The sequence below is a fragment of the Belnapia sp. AC561 genome (genome assembly GCF_979252845.1).
This window is the reverse complement of record NZ_CEEDBP010000013.1, coordinates 76,867-94,749: the sequence shown is the minus strand read 5'-3', so window position 1 is coordinate 94,749 and position 17,883 is coordinate 76,867. Positions and strand designations below refer to the sequence as shown.

The window sequence follows — 17,883 nt, the reverse complement described above, 5'->3', positions numbered from 1 at the left end:
GTAGGTGGAAGCGGCAGCGATCCAGGCTAGGTTGTCCCGGATGGCCAGCCCCACCGAACATCCGCCCGCCCCGCTTCCGATGACGGCCGAGGGCGCCTCCCCCGCCATGGCCCAGTGGTTCGCCGCCAAGGCGGAGAATCCCGATGCCCTTCTCTTCTTCCAGATGGGCGATTTCTTCGAGATGTTCTTCGCCGATGCCGAAGCCGCATCGGAAGTGCTCGATATCGCGCTGTCGCACCGTGGCGAACACCAGGGCCGCCGCATCACCATGTGCGGTGTTCCGGCCCATAGCCATGAAAGCTACCTCGCCCGGCTGATCCGCCGCGGCTTCCGAGTGGCGATCTGCCAGCAGATGGAAACGCCGGAGGAAGCCAAGCGCCGCCGTGCCCCCGCGGTCCATCGCCAGGTCGTCCGCCTCGTCACCCCCGGCACCGTCACCGAGGAAACCCTGCTGGAGGCTGCCCGCCCCGCCTGGCTCCTCGCCCTCGCCCCTGCCGAGGCCCCCGGTGGCGATAGGCTTGGCGCCGCCTGGCTCGACCTCTCGACCGGCGCCTTCGAGACCGAGGCCCTGGCCCTGGCCGACCTGCACGCGCTGATCGCCCGGCTGGAGCCGGCGGAGGTCCTGGCCCCCGCCAGCCTCGGCCTCGCCGGGGCGGTGGAGACGCCGATGCCGCGCGACGGTACCCGCCGCGTGGCGGAGGCCTATGGTCTGGCGACGCTCGATGGCTTCGGTGAATACCACCCGGCCGAGATCGCCGCCGCCGCCATGGCGCTGGACTACGTGAAGGCCACCCAGAAGGCCGGCGCGCTCGCCCATCTGTCGCGGCCGGTGCCGCGCGGCAGCCAGGGCGTGCTGCAGATGGATGCCGCCACCCGCCGCAGCCTCGAAATCCTCCGCCCCGAACGTGGCGGCGCACGGGACTGCCTGCTGGGCGCGGTGGACCGCACGATGACCGCGGCCGGTGGCCGGCTGCTCGCCGCCCGCCTCGCCTGCCCCCTGGCCGAGCCGGCCCCCATCCTCGCCCGGCACGATGCGGTCGCCACCTTGCTCGCCGCGCATCCGCTGCGCGCCGCCCTGCGCGGCACCTTGAAGGGCACCCCGGACATGGCCCGGGCCCTGGCCCGGCTGGCGCTCGACCGCTTCGCGCCGCGCGACCTCGCCGCCATCCGGGACGGCCTCGCCCGCGCCGCCACGGTGGCGGAAGCGCTGGAGCACCCGGATGGCCTCGCTGCCATCCCCCCCTTGCTGCGGGATGCCGCGGCGGCGCTCCGCCCCAGCTCGGACCCCGCGCCAGAGCTCGCCCGCGCCCTGGCGGAAACCCTGCCCGCCCGGCTCGACGATGCCGGGATCATCGCCACCGGCTACGATGGCCAGCTCGATGGGCTGCGCCGGCTGCGGGACGATGCCCGCGGCGCCATCGCCGCCCTGCAGCTCGATCTCTGCCAGGCCTGGGGCGTCGCCGCGCTGAAGATCCGCCACCACCAGCAATTCGGCTACCTCGCGGAGCTGCCCGCCGCCGCCGGGGAGAAGCTGCTGCGCGATGCCCCGCCCAAGGCGAGCGGCGAATTCGCCCCGATCCATCGCCAGACCATGGCCAATGGCCACCGCTTCACCTGCGCCGCGCTGGCCGGCCTGGACCGCCGCCTGGCGGATGCCGCCGAGCAGGCAGCCCGGCGGGAGAAGCTCATCACCCGCCACCTGCGCGACCTCTGCCTCGCCGCCGCCGCCGGCATCACCCGGGCCGCCGAGGCCCTGGCCGAGGTCGATATCCACGCCGCCAGCGCCGAGCTGGCCAGCGGCGGCGGCTGGTGCCGGCCGGAGCTGACCGAGCGGCCGGACTTCGCCATCGCCGGCGGCCGCCATCCCGTTGTCGCCGCGGCGCTCGCCCGCAACCGTTCGGGAGCTTTCGTCCCGAACGACTGCGACCTTTCGCCCGGCCGCCGCATCTGCCTGCTGACCGGCCCCAACATGGCCGGCAAATCCACCTTCCTGCGGCAGAATGCGCTGTTTGTCGTACTGGCCCAGGCCGGGCTCTTCGTCCCCGCCGAGACCGCCCGGCTCGGCCTGACCGACCGGCTCTTCTCCCGCGTCGGCGCCGCCGACGACATCGCGGGCGGCCGCTCCACCTTCATGGTCGAGATGGCCGAGACCGCCGCCATCCTGAACCTCGCCGGCCCCCGGTCCCTGGTGGTGTTGGACGAGGTCGGCCGCGGCACCGCGACGTGGGACGGGCTCGCCATCGCCTGGGCGGTGCTGGAAGCGCTGCACGACCGCACCCGCTGCCGGACCATCTTCGCCACCCATTTCCATGAGCTGACCGCACTGGCCGGCAAGCTGCCCGAACTGGTCCCGGCCACCATGCGGGTCCGCGAGTGGAAGGGGGAGGTCGTCTTCCTGCACGCCGTCGGCCCCGGCACCGCGGAAAAGAGTTGGGGCATCCATGTCGCCAAGCTGGCCGGCGTGCCCCGCGCCGTGCTGCAGCGCGCCGGACAGGTCCTCAATTCCCTCGAGGCCCGGGCCCGCGGCCTCGACCCGCTCTCCGATGAGCTGCCGCTCTTCTCGCGCACGTCCTCCGACCCCTCCCCAGGCCCGGCACCCGTTGCGGTTGAACAACACCCGGTGCTCGAAGCCCTGTCTGCCCTCGATCCGGACAGTTTGTCGCCGCGGGAGGCACAAGAGATGATTTATCGTCTCCGCAGTCTCATGGATGGCGCTGTCAACGGCGCATGAGTGGCGTTAGGCTCAACCATATGACAGCCGCGGCGACCTATCCCGCCCGGGGCTCGGCCCCACGCCCCACCGCGTTGGCCGATGCGCCCGGGGTTATTCCCGATCTGATCGCCGACCTCCTGGCGGGGCCGATCCGCCGCGAGGCGGCGCTCGACCTGTTGCGCAGCCATCTCGGCCGGATCCAGGGCCGGGTGCAGGAAGCCTTCGAGACCCAGGAACTCCCCGGCCTGCCCGCCGCCCGTTGGCTGGCGGCGCTGACCGATGGGGTGATGCTGGCGATCCAGAGCTATGCCCTCGCCATGGTCCCGCCGCGCAGCCCGGCGGAGGAGGCGGAAGCGCCCTTCGCCCTGGTCGCCACAGGCGGCTATGGCCGCGGCGTGCTGGCGCCCTATTCGGATATCGACCTGCTCTTCCTGACGGACCAGCAGGCCGGGCCGCGCACCCAGCGCGTGGTGGAGTTCATCCTCTACCTGCTCTGGGATCTCGGGCTGAAGGTCGGCCACGCCACCCGCAGCATCCGCGATTGTATGGAGGAAGCCGGGCGCGACGCGACCGTGCTCACCGCCCTGGTCGATGCCCGGTTCCTGGTCGGCGAGAAGCCGGTCTTCGAGAGGTTCCTGGTGGTCTTCGACAAGGCCCGGAAGGACCGCGGCCTTGCCCCCTTCCTTTCAGCCAAGCGGACCGAGCGCGCCGGCCGCCACGCCCGCTACGGCGACAGCCCCTTCCTAGTCGAGCCGAACGTCAAGGAAGGCCGCGGCGGGCTACGCGACCTGCAGACCCTCTACTGGCTCGCCCGCTACGCCTTCGGCACCCAGCGCATGCCGGAACTGGTGGGCGCCGAAAGCCCCGGCGGCGGCCTGCTGACCGAGCACGAGGCGCGGGCCATCCGCCGGGCCTGGAACTTCCTTTGGACCGTCCGCTTCCACCTGCACTACGTCGCCGGCCGGGCGGAGGAACGCCTGACCTTCGACTTCCAGCCGGTGGTCGGCGCCCGCATGGGCTATACCCCGCGCGGCCGGCAGGACGGTGTCGAGCGCTTCATGAAGCACCTGTTCCTGACGGTGCGCGACGTGCTCCGCCTGACCCGGGTGCTGGAACCGGCCATCGAACGCGCGGCGCTCGGCCCCCCCGCCGTCCGCCGCCAGGGCGATGCGGCGCTGGCCGAGGCCGGGCTGGCGCTCGCCGACGGCAAGCTGGTCGCCGCCCCGCCCAACCGGGACTTCTCCCGCGAACCCGTCCTCATGCTGAGCATCGTCAAGGCGGCGCGCGACCGCAAGATCGATATCCATCCGCTGGCCATCCGCGCGCTGATCCGCAATGCGCACCATGCCGCGGAACTGCGCGGCCAGGCGGAGGCGAATACCCTCTTCCTCGATATCCTGACGGGCCGCGACGCCGCGCTCTGGCTGCGGCTGATGAACGAGACGGGCTTCCTTTCCCGCTTCATCCCCGACTGGGCCCGCATCGTCGGGCTCATGCAATTCGATACCTATCACGTCTTCACCGTCGACGAGCACACCATCGAGGCGATCGGCGTCCTGCAGCAGATCGAGCGCAACGAGCTGACCGAGGTCGCCCCGGTCGCCAGCGAGCTCATCGGCCAGCTGCAATCCCGCCGTGCGCTGTACATGGCGGCGCTGCTGCACGACATCGCCAAGGGCCGGGGCGGCGACCATTCGGAACTGGGCGCCCGCATCGCCACCGAACTCTGTCCCAAGCTCGGCCTGAACCCGGAGGAGACGGAAACCGTCTCCTGGCTCGTCCTCCACCACCTGCTGGTGAGCCAGACCGCCTTCAAGCGGGATATCGAGGACCCCAAGACCATCCTCGACATCGCCGACCTGGTGCAATCGCCCGAACGCCTGCGGCTGCTGCTGGTGCTGACCGTCTGCGACATGCGGGCGGTCGGGCCGCGGGTCTGGAACGGCTGGAAGGCGACGCTGCTGCGGGAAGTCTATTGGCGCGTCGCGGAGGTGCTGGCAGGGGGCCTCTCCGTGCCGGAACGCGACGTCCGCGTCGCCCGCGCCCGGGATGCCGCCGGCGCCATGCTGGAATCCTGGCCGGCGACGGAACGCGCCAAATTCCTGTCCCTCGGCTATCCCGGGTACTGGCTTTCCTTCGATGCCGAGACCCATGCCCGCCATGCCTCGATCATCCGCGACGCGGAAGCGGTCGGCGCCCCGCTCACGGTCCGCACCCGGGTGCTCGAATCCCGCGCGGTCACCGAGATCACCGTCTATGCGGCGGACCATCCCGGCCTTTTCAGCCGCATCGCCGGGGCACTCGCCGTTGCCGGCGCCTCCATCGTCGACGCCCGCATCCATACGCTCACCAACGGCATGGCGCTCGACACCTTCTGGGTGCAGGACGCCGCCGGCGGCGCCTTTGAGCAACCCCACCGCCTCGCCCGTCTCTCCGTGCTGATCGAGCAGGCGCTCTCGGGCCGCCTCCGCCTGCGCGACGAGATCCGCAAGGTGCGCCGCGAGCCGGCCCGGCTGCGCGCCGTCACCGTCCCGCCCCGCGTCGTCTTCGACAACCACGCGAGCAATACCTACACCGTCATCGAGGTGAATGGCCGCGACCGGCCGGGCCTGCTGCATGACGTGACGGCCGCGATCAGCGACCAGGGGCTGCAGATCGCCAGCGCGCATATCACCACCTATGGCGTGCGCGCGGTGGACGTCTTCTATGTGAAGGATGTCTTCGGCCTGAAGGTCGAGAACGAGCGCAAGCTGCATACCCTACGGGAGGCGATGGAAGCGGCGCTGAACCCGCCGGGCGGCGAAGGCGGCGGCGGCATTTCCACGGCTCCGCGGGCAGTGGCCGATCCTGCCTAAACCTTGCGGCAGGCCGCGGCGTTGTCCCCCCGAACAGGGAGACATATGCCATGCCCGCTGATCCCAAGACGAACGTCGAGCCCTATGAGAACCTGACCAGCAGCCAGGGCCCCCATGCCCCCGAGCGGGACAAGACGCCGGAGCACCAGTACAAGCCCTCCCCCGGCGACAACAACAACCGGACCGATGCCAAGGCGCCCGGCGGACCGGTGAACATCAAGGTCAAGGGCGGCGCGCCGGATGACAGCGGCCCGCAGGCCGCCGGCCAGGGCGAGGACAAGGCCACTGGCAAGGGTGGCCGGGATTCCAGCGCCGGTCTCGCCCAGGAATAGACCAGGACGCTTCGGTTCAGGCCGAGGCGATCCCGCTTTCCTCGCGCCGCCGCTTCTCGACTTCCTCACCGTAGCGGCGCAGCAGATGGGCCTCGGTCACCAGCCCGATGGGTTTGCGGCCCGGCCCATCGACGACGGCCATGGCTTCGGCCTCCGCCGCCTCGAAGGCGGCCATGGCGACCCGGGCGTTCATGCTCGGCAACAGCACCCGGTCGTTCAGATGCAGCAGCTCGGTGAGCGACCCGCCCTCCAGCGGCGCCGCATGCACCTCCGGCACGGAGGCCAGCCCGGCATAACGCCCGGCCTCATCCAGCAACACCACCCGCGCCACGGCGCCCAGCGGGAACCGCTGGCGAAAACTGGCGAGGTCCAGCGAGACCGAGGCGGTCGGCACCTCCCGCCGCATCAGGCTGCCGACCGTCAGGTCGTTGATCCAGCCGATGTCATGCGCGCTGCGGATGGTCTCCCCGCGCAGGTGGAAGCGCCAGGTGGCGAAGGAATAGCCGAACAGCCGCCGCACGATCAGGCCGGAGACCGCGACGGCCGCCAGCACCGGTCCCGCCACCGCGAGGCTGCCCGTCGTCTCCAGTGCCAGGAAGGTCATCGCCAGCGGCGCCCCGATCACCGCCGCGCCGAAGGCACTCATCCCGATGATCGCCATCAGCAGCGGGTCCGGCCCCGGCGCCAGCCATAGGGCCAGCAGCCCGGCGAACAGCTTGCCGCCCAGCGCCCCGATCAGCAGCGAGGCGAAGAACAGGCCGCCCCGGAAGCCGCTGCCCAGCGACACGATGGAGGAGGCCGCCTTCACCAGCAGCAGCGCCAGCACCGGCCAGGCCGGTGCTTCGGTCATGAAGGCCAGATGCAAGGCCCCATGCCCCGCCGAAAGCGCCACCGGCGAGATCAGCGCCAGCCCGCCCACCGCCGCCCCACCCAGGACCAGCCGCAATGCCGCCGAGGGTATGGCCCGCACCAGCAGCGACTCGGTCAGCCCGACCCCACGCATCAGGACGATGCCCGACAGGCCGCAGAAGGCGCCCACGATCAGCGCCAGCGGATAGGTCCCGAAATCCACCACGCTCGGCGCGGCGCTCTCGACGATATAGGTTCCCGCCTGCAGCCCACGCGCCACCAGCACCGCCGTCACCGCGCTGGCCACCACCGGAAACAGCGCGGCGATGCTATAGGTGCCGATCACCAGCTCGAAGGCATAGAAGGCGCCGGTCAGCGGCGCATCGAAGGCCGCGCCGATCGCCCCCGCGGTGCCGGCTCCGACCAGGATCCGCAGATCACCCCGCCGCAGCGAGAAGGCGCGGCCGAGGCGGGAGGCGATACCGCCGCCGACCTGGGTATAGCCCGCCTCCAGCCCGACCGAGGCGCCTACCCCGTTGGACAGCACGGTCTGCGCCCCGACCACCAGGCCATCGGTCAGGGAGAGCCGGCCGCCATGCATGGCATTGGCCTCGATGGGATCGATCGGCGACTTAGGCCGCCAGCGGGCGATCAGGCGGTTCAGCCCGGCCAGCGCCAAGCCGCCCAGCGCCGGCACCAGCAGCAGTTGCCAGACCGGCAGGCGCGTCGCCGCGGAAAGCCGCAGATGTGGCTCCAGGTCATAGAGCAGGCGCTGCAGCCCATGCGCCAAAGTCCCCATGCCCCAGGCGAGCAACCCGACCGCCGCCCCGACCAGCACCGCCAGGGCGACTACCGCCACCTCGCTGCTGCGGACCCAGCCGCGCAACTGGGTGGCAAGCCGCGCGCCGCGCCGCAGCAGCAGGACCCGGCGTCGGAGAGCAGAAGTTTCCATGCGCCCTGCTGCTTGCCGCAGCCACCGGCGCTTGGCGAGACACCTTGTGGTGGTCAGCGCGGCAAAAGCGCCCGGCCCCGTTCCGTCGCCACCACCTGCAAGCCGCCCGCACCGCTGCCGGTCACCGCGACGAAGCCGCCATCCACCGCATCCTCCCAGACCGTCAGCCGCGGGCAGGATGTCCGCCAGGCTTCGAGCACCTCCGGATAGGGACGCGGCCCGGCCGCGACGGAAGCCACCAGGTCGCGGATCAGCGGGGCGATGATATCGGACATCGAAGCCTCCTCCCTCACGGCGCCACCACCAGCAGGTAGCTGCCATAGGTTATGTAGTAGCCGGCGATCACCGCGATCAGCCGGTCGGTCCAGCGGCGGTACTGCACATCCGTCATCGCCTCGAGGATCCGCCGCGCCAGGCTGGTGCCGAGCATCGAAGATAGGACCGCCGCCCCCGCCACCGTCAGGTCGAGCCCCGCCGCCTGGTCCACCAGCCCGCTGAAGTAGACCAGCTTGGCCGCATGACCGAGCACCTGGCAGGCCGCCTTGGTGGCGACGATCTGTCGCCGGTCCAGTCCTCCCCCCAGGAAGAAGCGGTCGATCAGCGGGCCGGATACGCCGGTCAGCAGCATCAGCGACATCGCCAACCCGCCATAGGCCAGCCCCTGCACCGGGTTGTTGGGGTCGGGCGCCAACCGCGCCGGCATCAGCTTCACCAGGAAGGGCGTGAGGCCCAGCGCCAGCAGCGCCACCGGCTTGTCCGGCACCCAGCGCACCAGGCTCCAGGCCAGCATCGCCAGCGCGAAGCCGCCCGAGATCGCCAGGACCGGCCGCCGCAGGATGTGCTTCCGCCACAGCCAGCCGCGCCAGCCGTTGGAGGCCATCTGCGTCACCGCATGCAGCGCCATCGCCTCCGGCAACGGCAGCACCACCAGCAGCACGCCGATCAGGACCAGCCCACCGGCCATGCCGAAGATGCCGGAGAGGAAGGCGGTGCCGACCATGACGATGCAGAGCAGCAGGATCGTGAGGGGTGCCATGCCTGACGCTGTGCGCCCGTTGGTCCTTCGTCACAAACCGAGATATGCTGCGCTTACCATCAGCTTTCCTGAGGCTCCGCATGCGCCGGCTGCCCTTCCTGAACGGAATTCGCGCCTTCGAAGCCGCCGGTCGCAGCGGCAGCATCGCCGCCGCCGCCGCGGAACTGCATGTCAGCCCCGCTGCCGTCAGCCGCATGGTGAAGCTGCTGGAAGCCCGGCTCGGCGTGGCGCTGTTCGAACGCCGGGCCAATCGCCTGACCCTGACCGCCGCCGGCAGCCGCTACCGCAGCGGCCTGACCCTGCTGCTGGACAACCTCGCCAGCCTCACGGAGGACGTCGCCGGCCTCGCCGGCCGCCAGGTGCTGACCCTCGGCGTCGGCCCCACCTTCGCCATCCGCTGGCTGATCCCCCGGCTGGCCGATTGGCAGCGCCGGCAGCCCGGCATCGATGTCCGCATCACCACCGGCGGCGCCGCCGCGCCCTTCGCCGAGGATTGGACCTGCGGCATCCGGCTCGGCGACGGCCGCTGGCCCGGCCTGCTGGCGCAACCCCTCTTTGCCGCGGATCTCACCCCGGTCTGCGCCCCGGCCCTCGCCCGGCGGCTGCGCCGGCCAGGGGATCTCGCTCCGGGATGCCTGCTCCGCGTCACCCATGCGGCCGAGGACTGGCCCCGCTGGCTGGAGGCTGTCGGCCTCGCTGGCCTGCCCGCCCAGGGCCCGCAATTCGACTTCTACGGCCAGGCGCTCCAGGCCGCCGCCGATGGCCTCGGCGTCGCCATGGGCATCCGCCCCTATATCGACGACGACCTCGCCGCCGGCCGGCTGGTGGCGCCCTTTCCGCAGTCGGTCTCCAAGGGCAAGGGATGGTACCTGGTCCACCAGCCCTTCCGCACCGCCGAGCCCGCCTTCGCGGCCTTCGCGGAATGGATCACGGATGCGGCGCATCGCATTCCATGAGGCGACGCCACCTCGCCGCCGCCACCATTCCAGGCTAGAGGGCGCGCCATGCTCAAAGGCGTCCTCACCGTTGGCGGCTGGACCATGGCCAGCCGCGTGCTCGGCTTTGCCCGGGACATGTTCATCGCCGCCCGGCTCGGCGCCGGGCCGATCGCGGATTGCTTCTTCGTCGCGCTGAAGCTGCCGAACCTGTTCCGCCGGCTGTTCGGGGAGGGTGCCTTCAACGCCGCCTTCGTCCCCGCCTTCGCCGGGACCCTCGCGGTGCAGGGGCCGAAGGTGGCGCAGCAGCTCGCCGAGCGGATGGCGGCGCTGATGACGCTCTGGCTCTCGCTGCTGGTGGTCATCGGCATCATCATCATGCCGCAGCTCATGCAGGTGCTGGCGCCGGGCTTCTCCGACGACCCGGCCAAATTCGCCCTGGCCATCGAGCTGACCCGGATCACCTTCCCCTACCTGCTGCTGATCTGCCTGACCGCGCTGGTCTCGGGCGTGCTGAACGGGCTGGAGCGCTTCGCCGCCGCCGCCGCCGCGCCGATCTTCTTCAACCTGCTGTCCATGGCCTCGCTGCTGGTGCTCACGCCCTATGTGGCGACGCCGGCGCATGCGCTGGCCTGGGGCGTGGTCGCCTCCGGCGCGGTGCAGCTCGGGCTGGTGCTCTGGGCCTGCGCCCGGGCGGGCATGGCGCTGCGGATCCTGCGGCTGCCCAGCCTCGCGCCCGAGGTGCGGCAGGTGCTGCGGCGGATGATCCCGGGCATCCTCGGCGCCGGCGTGACCCAGCTCAACCTCGCCATCGACGTCATCATCGCCAGCTTCCTGCCGGCCGGCGCCGTCTCCTACCTGTACTACGCCGACCGGGTCGGACAATTGCCGCTCGGCGTCATCGGCGCCGCGGTCGGCACCGCCATGCTGCCGCTGCTCTCGCGCCAGGTCCGCGCCGGCGAAAGCCTCTCGGCACACCGGACCATGAACCGGGCGGCCGAGATGTCCCTGCTGCTCTGCCTCCCGGCCGCGGTCGGGCAGGCGGTCGTCGCCTGGCCCATCGTCGCCGTGCTGTTCCAGCGGGGCGCCTTCGGCCCGGCCGAGGCCGCCGCCACCTCCGCCGCGCTGGCCGCCTATGCCATCGGCCTGCCGGCCTATGTGCTGGTGAAGATCTTCGCCCCCGGCTTCTTCGCCCGCGGCGACACGGCGACGCCGGTGAAGGTCGGCTTCGCCGCCGTGGCGCTGAACCTGCTGCTCAACCTCATCCTGACGCGGTACCTCAGCCATGTCGGCGTGGCGCTGGCGACCGCGCTCTCGGCCTGGTTCAATGCCCTGGCGCTGGGCGCGCTGCTGCTGCGGCGCGGCCAATTCGTGCCGGATCGCCGGCTACGCCGGCGGATGCCGCGGCTGCTGCTGGCCGCCGCGGTCATGGGCATGGTGCTCTGGGTACTGCAGGGGCTGCTGTTCCCGGCCGCACCGGGCCTGCGCTTCATCGCGCTCGGGGTGCTGATCACCTCCGGCTGCGTCGCCTATTTCGTGGCGGCACATCTGCTGCGGGCGGTGGACCTGCGGGAAGTGCGCGGGATGCTGCGGCGGCGGCGCAAGAAGGCCGCCTAGCCGAAGCGGGTCCGCACCAGGCTCGGCAACTGGTTCCGCAGCAGCGGCGCCCCCTGCAGGAACGGGCCGAGAAAGCCCGGCACGCTGCGCGGCAGCGCATAGGGCAGCAGCTCCACCGGCCCGATCCCCGGGCACCAGCGCCGCAGCGTCGGTCCGATCTCGTCCCGGGCGATGCCCCAGGGCATCGGCGGCAGGCGGTAGCGCGGCGTCTGCTGCAGACCGCGCAAAGTCATGCGGGACAGCCAGGGCGGCACGGTATCGAAGACCAGACTGGCCCCCGGCAGCCCGGCCGCGATTCCGGCCAGCAGTCCCCGCACCGCCTCCGGCGCTAGATACATCAGCAGTCCCTGGGCCACGACGAAGACCGGAGCGGACTGGTCCAGCGCTGCCATCCAGCCCGGGTCGAGCGCGCTCATCGCCAGGTGCCGGAAGCGCGGCGTGGGTGCCAGGAAGCGCTCCCGCAAGGCGATCGCCTCCGGCAGGTCCACCGACAGCCAGCGCATCGTCCCGTTGTCGACCCGGCGGGACTGCGTCTCCAGCCCTTCGCCCAGCGAGACCACCTGGCCATCCGGATGATCCCGCAGCCAGTCGCGCAGCGCCCCGTCGATCGCCGCCGCCCGCGCCGCGAGCGACCCGCCCGAGACCCCGAAATGCCCGGCGAAATCGTAGTCCAGCGCCTGCATGATCCGCAGGCTCTCCGGGTCCTTGAGCACGCCATCCGGCCGCCGCGTTTCCATCGCGCGGTGATAGAGCGGCCAGAGCATCGTCTCCGGCACGCCCTGCAGCGCCGGTGGCTGCTTCCCCGGCACCGGTTCAGACACGGAGGCGGGTGACATTGCCGGTGGCCGCCCGATGGATCGGCGCCAGGGCGGCACCCTGGGCCTCCAGGGCCAGCAGGCACATGGCGCCGGACTGCGCTGCCATCCGCCCGATCCAGGCCATGGTGGCCTGGGCCTGGGCCGCCATCATGCCGCCGGCATGGCCGCTGGCCATCACCGAACCCGCAGCCTTCGCCATGAAGGCGGATTCCTCGACCAGGTAGCGCGCCATGGCCTCTCCCATCCGGGCCGACTGGCTGGCCAGGGCGGTGCCGGCATCGGTGAAGGCCTTGGCCTTCTCCGGCACCATCCGGGCGAATTCGGCATGGTCCGCCGCAGCGGGATTGACCATGGCGAAGCCGCCCAGCGTCATCCGCCGCAGCACCACCTCGGCCGCGGCCATGGCCAGCTCGCCGGTCTGGGTGGAATTGCGGCTGGCGGAGGCCAGCATATCGGTCGCGGCGGTCACACTCGGCTTCACGTCGGACATAAATGTTTGATCCATCGGATTTTGCTGCATCGCAGCATGACGCATTGCCACGCCGGATGCACCGCTATTCACGCATCCCAGCCATCACGCGTCCTGCGGCTTCGTCGCCAGCAGCGAATAGGCGAGCGGCAGCCAAGGCTGGGCCGGCCCAACGCGGGATCTCCGGCAGCCAGCACAGGCCCCCCCAGGTGACGAACACCCTGTCGAAGCCATGCCGCGAGGGTTACCGCCTGCAAGGCGCCATGGACATCCGCCTCGACGAAGCGCGCCCGCGCCGCCAGCGGCGGCAACTCGGCGTCCTCCATCGGGGTCAGCCGGCCCCTGCCCGCCCGCAAAACGCCGAGGTCATGGTCACGCGGGCCGAGGTGGATGCCGACCCACTCCTCCCAGACCGCATGGTTCGCCTGCCACCAGTCCGGTCTTGCCACCCGCGCAACCCTCCGCCGGGCAAGGCTGCGCCGGCGGCAGGCCGGACATCAATCGCATTCGCCGCCCCGCCGCCCGTGGTCCGGCGCCAGGGCATGCAGCAGGGCCGGCAGCGCCAGCAGCACCGCCGCCAGGGTTGCCACCAGCGACATGGCCAGCAGCACGCCCATGCTGGCGGTCCCCGGATGCGGCGACAGCGCCAGGGTGCCGAAGGCGCTGCCCGTGGTCAGCGCGCTGAACAGCACCGCCCGGGTCAATGCCGTCGGCAGCAGCGCCCGCTGCCCGGCCCGCCAGGCCACGACGAAGTAGATATCGAAGGCGACACCGATTCCGAACAGCAGCGGCAGGGCGATGATGTTCGCCAGGTTCAGCGCCGGCCCGAAGATCGCACAGGCCGCCAGCGTCACCAGGCCCGCCAGCAGCAGCGGCGCCAGCGCCAGCAGCGCCAGCCGCAGGCTGCGCAGCGCCGCCAGCAGCAGCAGCGCCGTCCAGCCCAGCCCGAGGCCGCCCGCCAGGATGAAGGCCGAACGGATGGTTGCCGAGGAGGCCTGGATGGAGATCGCCATGCCATTCGCCCCCGGCACCACCGATTGCACCGCATCGGCGAAGCGCCGCAGCGCCGCATTGTCGTCCGACAGGTCGCGCGGCCAGGCCTCGATCCGGGCCCGGCCATCGGCCGCCACCCAGTCCCGCGCCAGCTCCGGCGGCAGGTCGGCCAGGGTGACCGGTGCCGCCTGCAGCGCCTCATTCAGTTGCGCCAGGGTTCCGGCCAGCCCGGGCAGCAGCGCCGCCGCGAGCCGGCTGCGGCCCTCGGCCGGCAGGGCGGCCAGTGCCGCGGCCAGCCGGCGGGCATCCGTGGCGGCCGCGCCATCCGCCTCGCCCGCCTCCCGCCGCAGCGAGGCCGCCAGCTCGGCCAGCGCCGCCGCCACCATGGCATCGTCGGGTGCCGGCGCCACCGCCGGCGGTGCCAGGGTCAGGCCCAGCAGGTCGGCCGCATCCTGGATCAGCGCCAGCTTGGCCGGCTGGCCCTCGGGCACGAAGCTCGCCAGGGTCATCACCCGCGCCACCTCGGGCAGCGCCTCCAGCCGCGCCGCCAGGGGCTGCGCCGCCGCCAGGGAGGGCGCCAGGACGCTCAATGTATTCGGCGTGGTCTCGGCCGAGCCCATCAGGTCGCGGAAGGTCGCCACCGCCTCGGACTTCGGGTCGCGCAGATTCAGCGGGTTGAAGTCGAAGACCAGCAGCGGCAGCACCGCCGCCGCGGCCAGCGCCAGCAACCCCAGCCCGGCAGTCACCCCACGGGCCCGGCGCGCCAGCCAGCCCTCCAGCGGCGCCAGGGCGGCCCAGCCCACCTCCACCGCCTCGGCCGGTGGCGAGGTCAGCCGCAGCAGCGCCGGCAGCAGGGTCAGCGAGAGCAGCGCCGCCACCAGCATCCCGAAGCCGGCGATGGCCCCGAGCTCGGAAACGCCACGATATTCCGTCGGCAGGAAGGCGAGGAAGGCCCCGGCGATCGCCAGCGCCGCCAGGGCGATGCCCGGTCCCGCCACCTCCCCGGCCGCGGCGATCGCGGCGGCGAGGTCGTCGAAGCGCTGCCGCTGTTCCCGGTAGCGGACCGCGAGCTGGATGCCGAAATCAACCCCGAGGCCGATGAACAGCACGGCGAAGGCGATGGACAGCGGATTGAAGGCCCCGACCGCCGCGGCGCCGAAGGCCGCCGTCACCAGCAGCCCGAGCAGCAGGGTCGCCAGCACCGGCAGGATCAGCCGCCAGGACCGCAACGCCAGCCAGAGCAGCAGCGCCACCAGCCCGAGCGAGAGCAGCGTGTTCCGCACCGCGCCATCGGCCACGCTGGCGAATTCCTCATCCGCCATCGGCACCTCGCCGGTCATGCGGATACGTACGCCCGGCATCTCCAGCTCGCGTGCCGCTTCCCGGATCGCCTCCGCCGCCGTCGCCCCCGGGCTCAGCGCCGAGAAGTCGAGATGCGGTTGCACCAGCACGAAGCGGCGCAGCTCCATCGGCTCCGGCGCCCGGCCGGTGAACAGCCGGCCCCAGTCCGGCGGCGCCACCTGCCCCGCCACCGCCGCCTCCGCCGCGCCAGCCAGCGCGGCCAGCGGCGCGGCGATGCTCTCGAGCGTCGCCTCGCCCCGCTCCACCCCGGTCAGCACCAGGCCGAAGGCGGTGGCGATGCCGCGCAGGCTCGGGTCCGCCGCCAGCGTGCCGAGCAGCGGCTGGGCGGCGATCACCCGCTCGGTCGTCTCCCGCACCGCCGCCTCGTCGAGGAACAGCAGGCCGTTGCGGCGGAAGAATTCCAGCCCATCCGGCCGCTGCACGCTGCGGAACAGGTCGCTGCGGCGCCCGAGCGCCGCGGCCAGCCCGGCCGCCGCGCGGTCCGCCGCATCGCCGGTCGGGCCATCGACCACCACGGCGATCACCTGCTCCCGCTGCGGGAAGGCCTCCGCCATGCGCCGCTCGGTCAGCCGCCAGGGCAGGTCGGCCGGAAACAGCGCATCGGTATCGGTATTCATCTCGAAGCGCTGGGAGACGATGGCGCCGGCCAGCAGCGCCGCCCCCAGCGCCAACGTCAGTACCACCCGCGGCCAACGGGCGCAGATCCCGGCCAGCGCGCCGCAGCCGCGCGCCAGCGTCCCGACAGCCGCTTCAGCCAAGGCTCAGGATTCCCGGTACAGCAGCAGCAGGATGCCGATCATCACCAGGCAGAGCGGCCAGAGCCAGCGGGCCACCCGCGCCAGCCCCTCCGGCCCGCGCAGCTCGATCCAGCGGGCGCAGCCGCCGATGACGGCGAAGACCGCCAGCGGCAGGTGCGACAGCTCGATGAGCTGGGCTTCCTTGATGTTCGAGATCGCATGGGTGTGCGCCAGCAGCAGCACGCCGCCGGCCAGCATCGCCACCGGGAAGACGAAGCGCACCTTCCCCCGCAGCAGCCCCAGCCGGACCGACCATTCCGACAGCGCGAAGCCCACCACCAGCAGCGAGGCGATCTTGTGCTGCACCACCTCCGGATCCCGCAGGCTGTCGAGCAGCCCGATATCGCCGAGCGGCCAAGCCTCCGGATCCGAACGCACCAGCAGGAAGCCGGCGAGGCCGAGGAAGACCAGCGGCCAATGCCGGGCGATGGGCACCCGCCCGGTCGCATCCAGCAAGGCCGCCAGCCCGACCAGCAGCACCATGATGCCGGCCCAATGGTGGTTGTACTCGCTCCAGGCGATGTCGGTGGCGTTGCGCGGCGGCAGCAGCCCCTCGCCCGGGGTGAAGGCCTGCGGCCGCTGCGCCGCCTGGCGCTGCTGCCATTCGGCATCGAGCTGCGCCTGCAGCGCCGGGATGGCGAGATCGGCGTGGTCCGGGCTGCTCAGCCGCGGCAATTCCGGCGTGAAGCGCTCGGTGATCTCGGCCCAGGTGACGCGGTCGTCCGGCAGGTCGGCCGCCGGCGGGACCGAGGTGAGGGAGGCGGCGACGGCCAGCACCGCGATGCCGATCGCCATCTCCGCCTCGATGAAGCGGCGCAGCCGCGGCAGGCCCTGGCCAATCGCCGTCACGCCATGCAGCGCCCGGAAATTGGCCGCACCCAGCAGCAGCAGCAGGCCGAGCATGATGAGCTTGGTTGCTGCCATGGAGCCGTAGGCGGTGCCATAGACCGCCTCGATCGCCCCGATATAGCCCAGCCAGAAACCGGCGCTGCCGAGCAGGATCAGCCCGACACCCCCCGCCGCCAGCCAGGAATAGCGCTGCCCGACCAGCCGGGCCGAGGCCGGCGTCAACCGCAGCGCCGCCAGCAGGCAGGGCAGCCCGCCCAGCCAGAAGGCGGCGCCGGCCTGGTGCAGCCCGGTCGCCAGCAGCAGCATCGGCCGCTCCTCGGTCCGGGCGATGGCATGGCTGCCGAAGGTCACCGCCAGCAGCACCGCCGCCGCGGCGCCCAGCAGGGCCCAGCGCCGCCGCGGCCCCGGCACCCCGGGCACGGACGCCAGGACCAGCACAGCCAGCATCGCCAGCAGCGCCAGCCCGGTCAGCGCGATGAAATCCGCGCCGATCAGCGCGCCGGCCGTCAGCTCCAGTGTCGCCGCCAGCGCCGCCAGGCCGAGCAGGCCGCCCAGCAGGGTGGTGGCGAGGGCGGCCACCGCCGCCAGCCGCACGGCACGGCGGGCGATCCCATGCAGCCGGTCCGCATCGCCGGGCGGCATCAGCCGCCCCGCCGGAACCGCCAGCAGTATCCAGAAGACCACGCTGCCGAGCAGCACCGTGCGCGCCACCAGCTCCGCCGCATGGATGACCACGCTGGCGAAGCCATAGAGATCGAGGAGTTGTTCCACCTAGCGCCCCTGGAGGCTGAAGGGGATATCGCCGCGGGTGATATGCCCATCCACCGCCAGCACCTGCCAGCGCAGCCGCCAGGCGCCGGGCGTGAGGCCGGCGACCGGCGCCTCCAGCACCGTCGGCTCGCTGTCCGCGCGGATGGCCAGGGTCTGCTGGGCCCCATCGGCACCGATCAGCAGCAGCCGGCTGCGGCCATGGTCCAGGCGGCTATTGAAGCGAATTGTAACCTGAGCCGGCGCCGCCGGCAGCGCCGCCCCCGCGATGGGGTCGGAGGTCACGACCACGGCATGCGCCGCGGCCGGCCGGGCGGCCAGCAGTGCGAAGGCCAGGGCGAGCAGCCCCGGCAGGATGCGGCGGCGGATTGTCCAAGACAGGGACGCCGTCTTCGAGAAAGTCGGCAGAGACTGGCGCACGATGGCCTCCGGTCGGGATCGGGCCGCGGCGGTTACGCCGCGGAACCACTCCCCGGTTGCAAGGTGGCGGCAAAGTGCAGCAAAACACACGGGGCGCAAGATGCTGCGATGCAGGACG

The 17,883-nt window shown here is 72.2% G+C and carries 13 protein-coding genes; 5 read left to right on the top strand and 8 right to left on the bottom strand.

Features of this window, described 5'->3' with window-relative positions:
* The first annotated feature begins 40 nt into the window (after positions 1-40).
* Genes mutS through AC0IW9_RS13160 form a run of 3 tightly spaced genes read left to right on the top strand, consistent with a single transcriptional unit; the run spans position 41 to position 5,900 of the window.
* A complete protein-coding gene (gene mutS / locus AC0IW9_RS13170; RefSeq protein ID WP_471648713.1) occupies positions 41-2,731 on the top strand; it encodes a DNA mismatch repair protein MutS in 2,691 nt (896 codons plus the stop codon).
* 20 nt (positions 2,732-2,751) lie between these two features.
* Positions 2,752-5,568 carry a [protein-PII] uridylyltransferase gene (locus tag AC0IW9_RS13165; protein WP_471648712.1) on the top strand — a complete coding sequence of 939 codons (2,817 nt, stop codon included), beginning with the start codon at positions 2,752-2,754 and terminating at the stop codon, positions 5,566-5,568.
* Between the two features lie 50 nt (positions 5,569-5,618).
* Complete coding sequence (locus AC0IW9_RS13160) at positions 5,619-5,900, top strand: hypothetical protein (protein WP_471648711.1); 282 nt, start codon at positions 5,619-5,621, stop codon at positions 5,898-5,900.
* A gap of 16 nt (positions 5,901-5,916) precedes the next feature.
* On the opposite strand, the gene AC0IW9_RS13155 is transcribed toward AC0IW9_RS13160, so the two are convergent.
* The 3 genes from AC0IW9_RS13155 to AC0IW9_RS13145 are packed head-to-tail and all read right to left on the bottom strand — an operon-like array spanning position 5,917 to position 8,737.
* The gene (locus tag AC0IW9_RS13155) at positions 5,917-7,701 is read right to left on the bottom strand and encodes a chloride channel protein (protein WP_471648710.1); all 1,785 of its coding nucleotides are present in this window, start codon (positions 7,699-7,701) and stop codon (positions 5,917-5,919) included.
* Positions 7,702-7,754: 53 nt separating this feature from the next.
* Positions 7,755-7,976 carry a hypothetical protein gene (locus AC0IW9_RS13150; RefSeq protein WP_471648709.1) on the bottom strand — a complete coding sequence of 74 codons (222 nt, stop codon included), beginning with the start codon at positions 7,974-7,976 and terminating at the stop codon, positions 7,755-7,757.
* Between the two features lie 14 nt (positions 7,977-7,990).
* The gene (locus tag AC0IW9_RS13145; protein ID WP_471648708.1) at positions 7,991-8,737 is read right to left on the bottom strand and encodes a TSUP family transporter; all 747 of its coding nucleotides are present in this window, start codon (positions 8,735-8,737) and stop codon (positions 7,991-7,993) included.
* Positions 8,738-8,817: 80 nt separating this feature from the next.
* Between AC0IW9_RS13145 and AC0IW9_RS13140 the strand changes: the two genes are divergently transcribed.
* Positions 8,818-9,693 (top strand): LysR substrate-binding domain-containing protein, encoded by an 876-nt coding sequence (locus AC0IW9_RS13140; protein ID WP_471648707.1) that lies wholly within the window; start codon positions 8,818-8,820, stop codon positions 9,691-9,693.
* A 48-nt stretch (positions 9,694-9,741) separates the two neighbouring features.
* The gene (gene murJ / locus AC0IW9_RS13135) at positions 9,742-11,289 is read left to right on the top strand and encodes a murein biosynthesis integral membrane protein MurJ (protein WP_471648706.1); all 1,548 of its coding nucleotides are present in this window, start codon (positions 9,742-9,744) and stop codon (positions 11,287-11,289) included.
* On the opposite strand, the gene AC0IW9_RS13130 is transcribed toward murJ, so the two are convergent.
* From AC0IW9_RS13130 to AC0IW9_RS13110, 5 genes are all read right to left on the bottom strand, one after another.
* Positions 11,286-12,110 carry a class I SAM-dependent methyltransferase gene (locus AC0IW9_RS13130; RefSeq protein ID WP_471648705.1) on the bottom strand — a complete coding sequence of 275 codons (825 nt, stop codon included), beginning with the start codon at positions 12,108-12,110 and terminating at the stop codon, positions 11,286-11,288. The two genes, murJ and AC0IW9_RS13130, sit on opposite strands and share 4 nt — an antisense overlap.
* Positions 12,103-12,612, bottom strand: a complete 510-nt coding sequence (locus tag AC0IW9_RS13125) for a hypothetical protein (protein ID WP_471648704.1) — start codon at positions 12,610-12,612, stop codon at positions 12,103-12,105. Before AC0IW9_RS13125 ends, AC0IW9_RS13130 begins: the two co-directional genes overlap by 8 nt.
* A gap of 461 nt (positions 12,613-13,073) precedes the next feature.
* Entirely contained in the window at positions 13,074-15,689 is a 2,616-nt protein-coding gene (locus AC0IW9_RS13120) for an MMPL family transporter (RefSeq protein WP_471648703.1), read from the bottom strand.
* A 3-nt stretch (positions 15,690-15,692) separates the two neighbouring features.
* Positions 15,693-17,348 carry a copper resistance D family protein gene (locus AC0IW9_RS13115; RefSeq protein WP_471648702.1) on the bottom strand — a complete coding sequence of 552 codons (1,656 nt, stop codon included), beginning with the start codon at positions 17,346-17,348 and terminating at the stop codon, positions 15,693-15,695.
* On the bottom strand, positions 17,349-17,765 hold the full coding sequence (locus AC0IW9_RS13110) for a copper resistance CopC family protein (protein ID WP_471648701.1): 417 nt from the start codon (positions 17,763-17,765) through the stop codon (positions 17,349-17,351).
* Between the last annotated feature and the right edge of the window lie 118 nt (positions 17,766-17,883).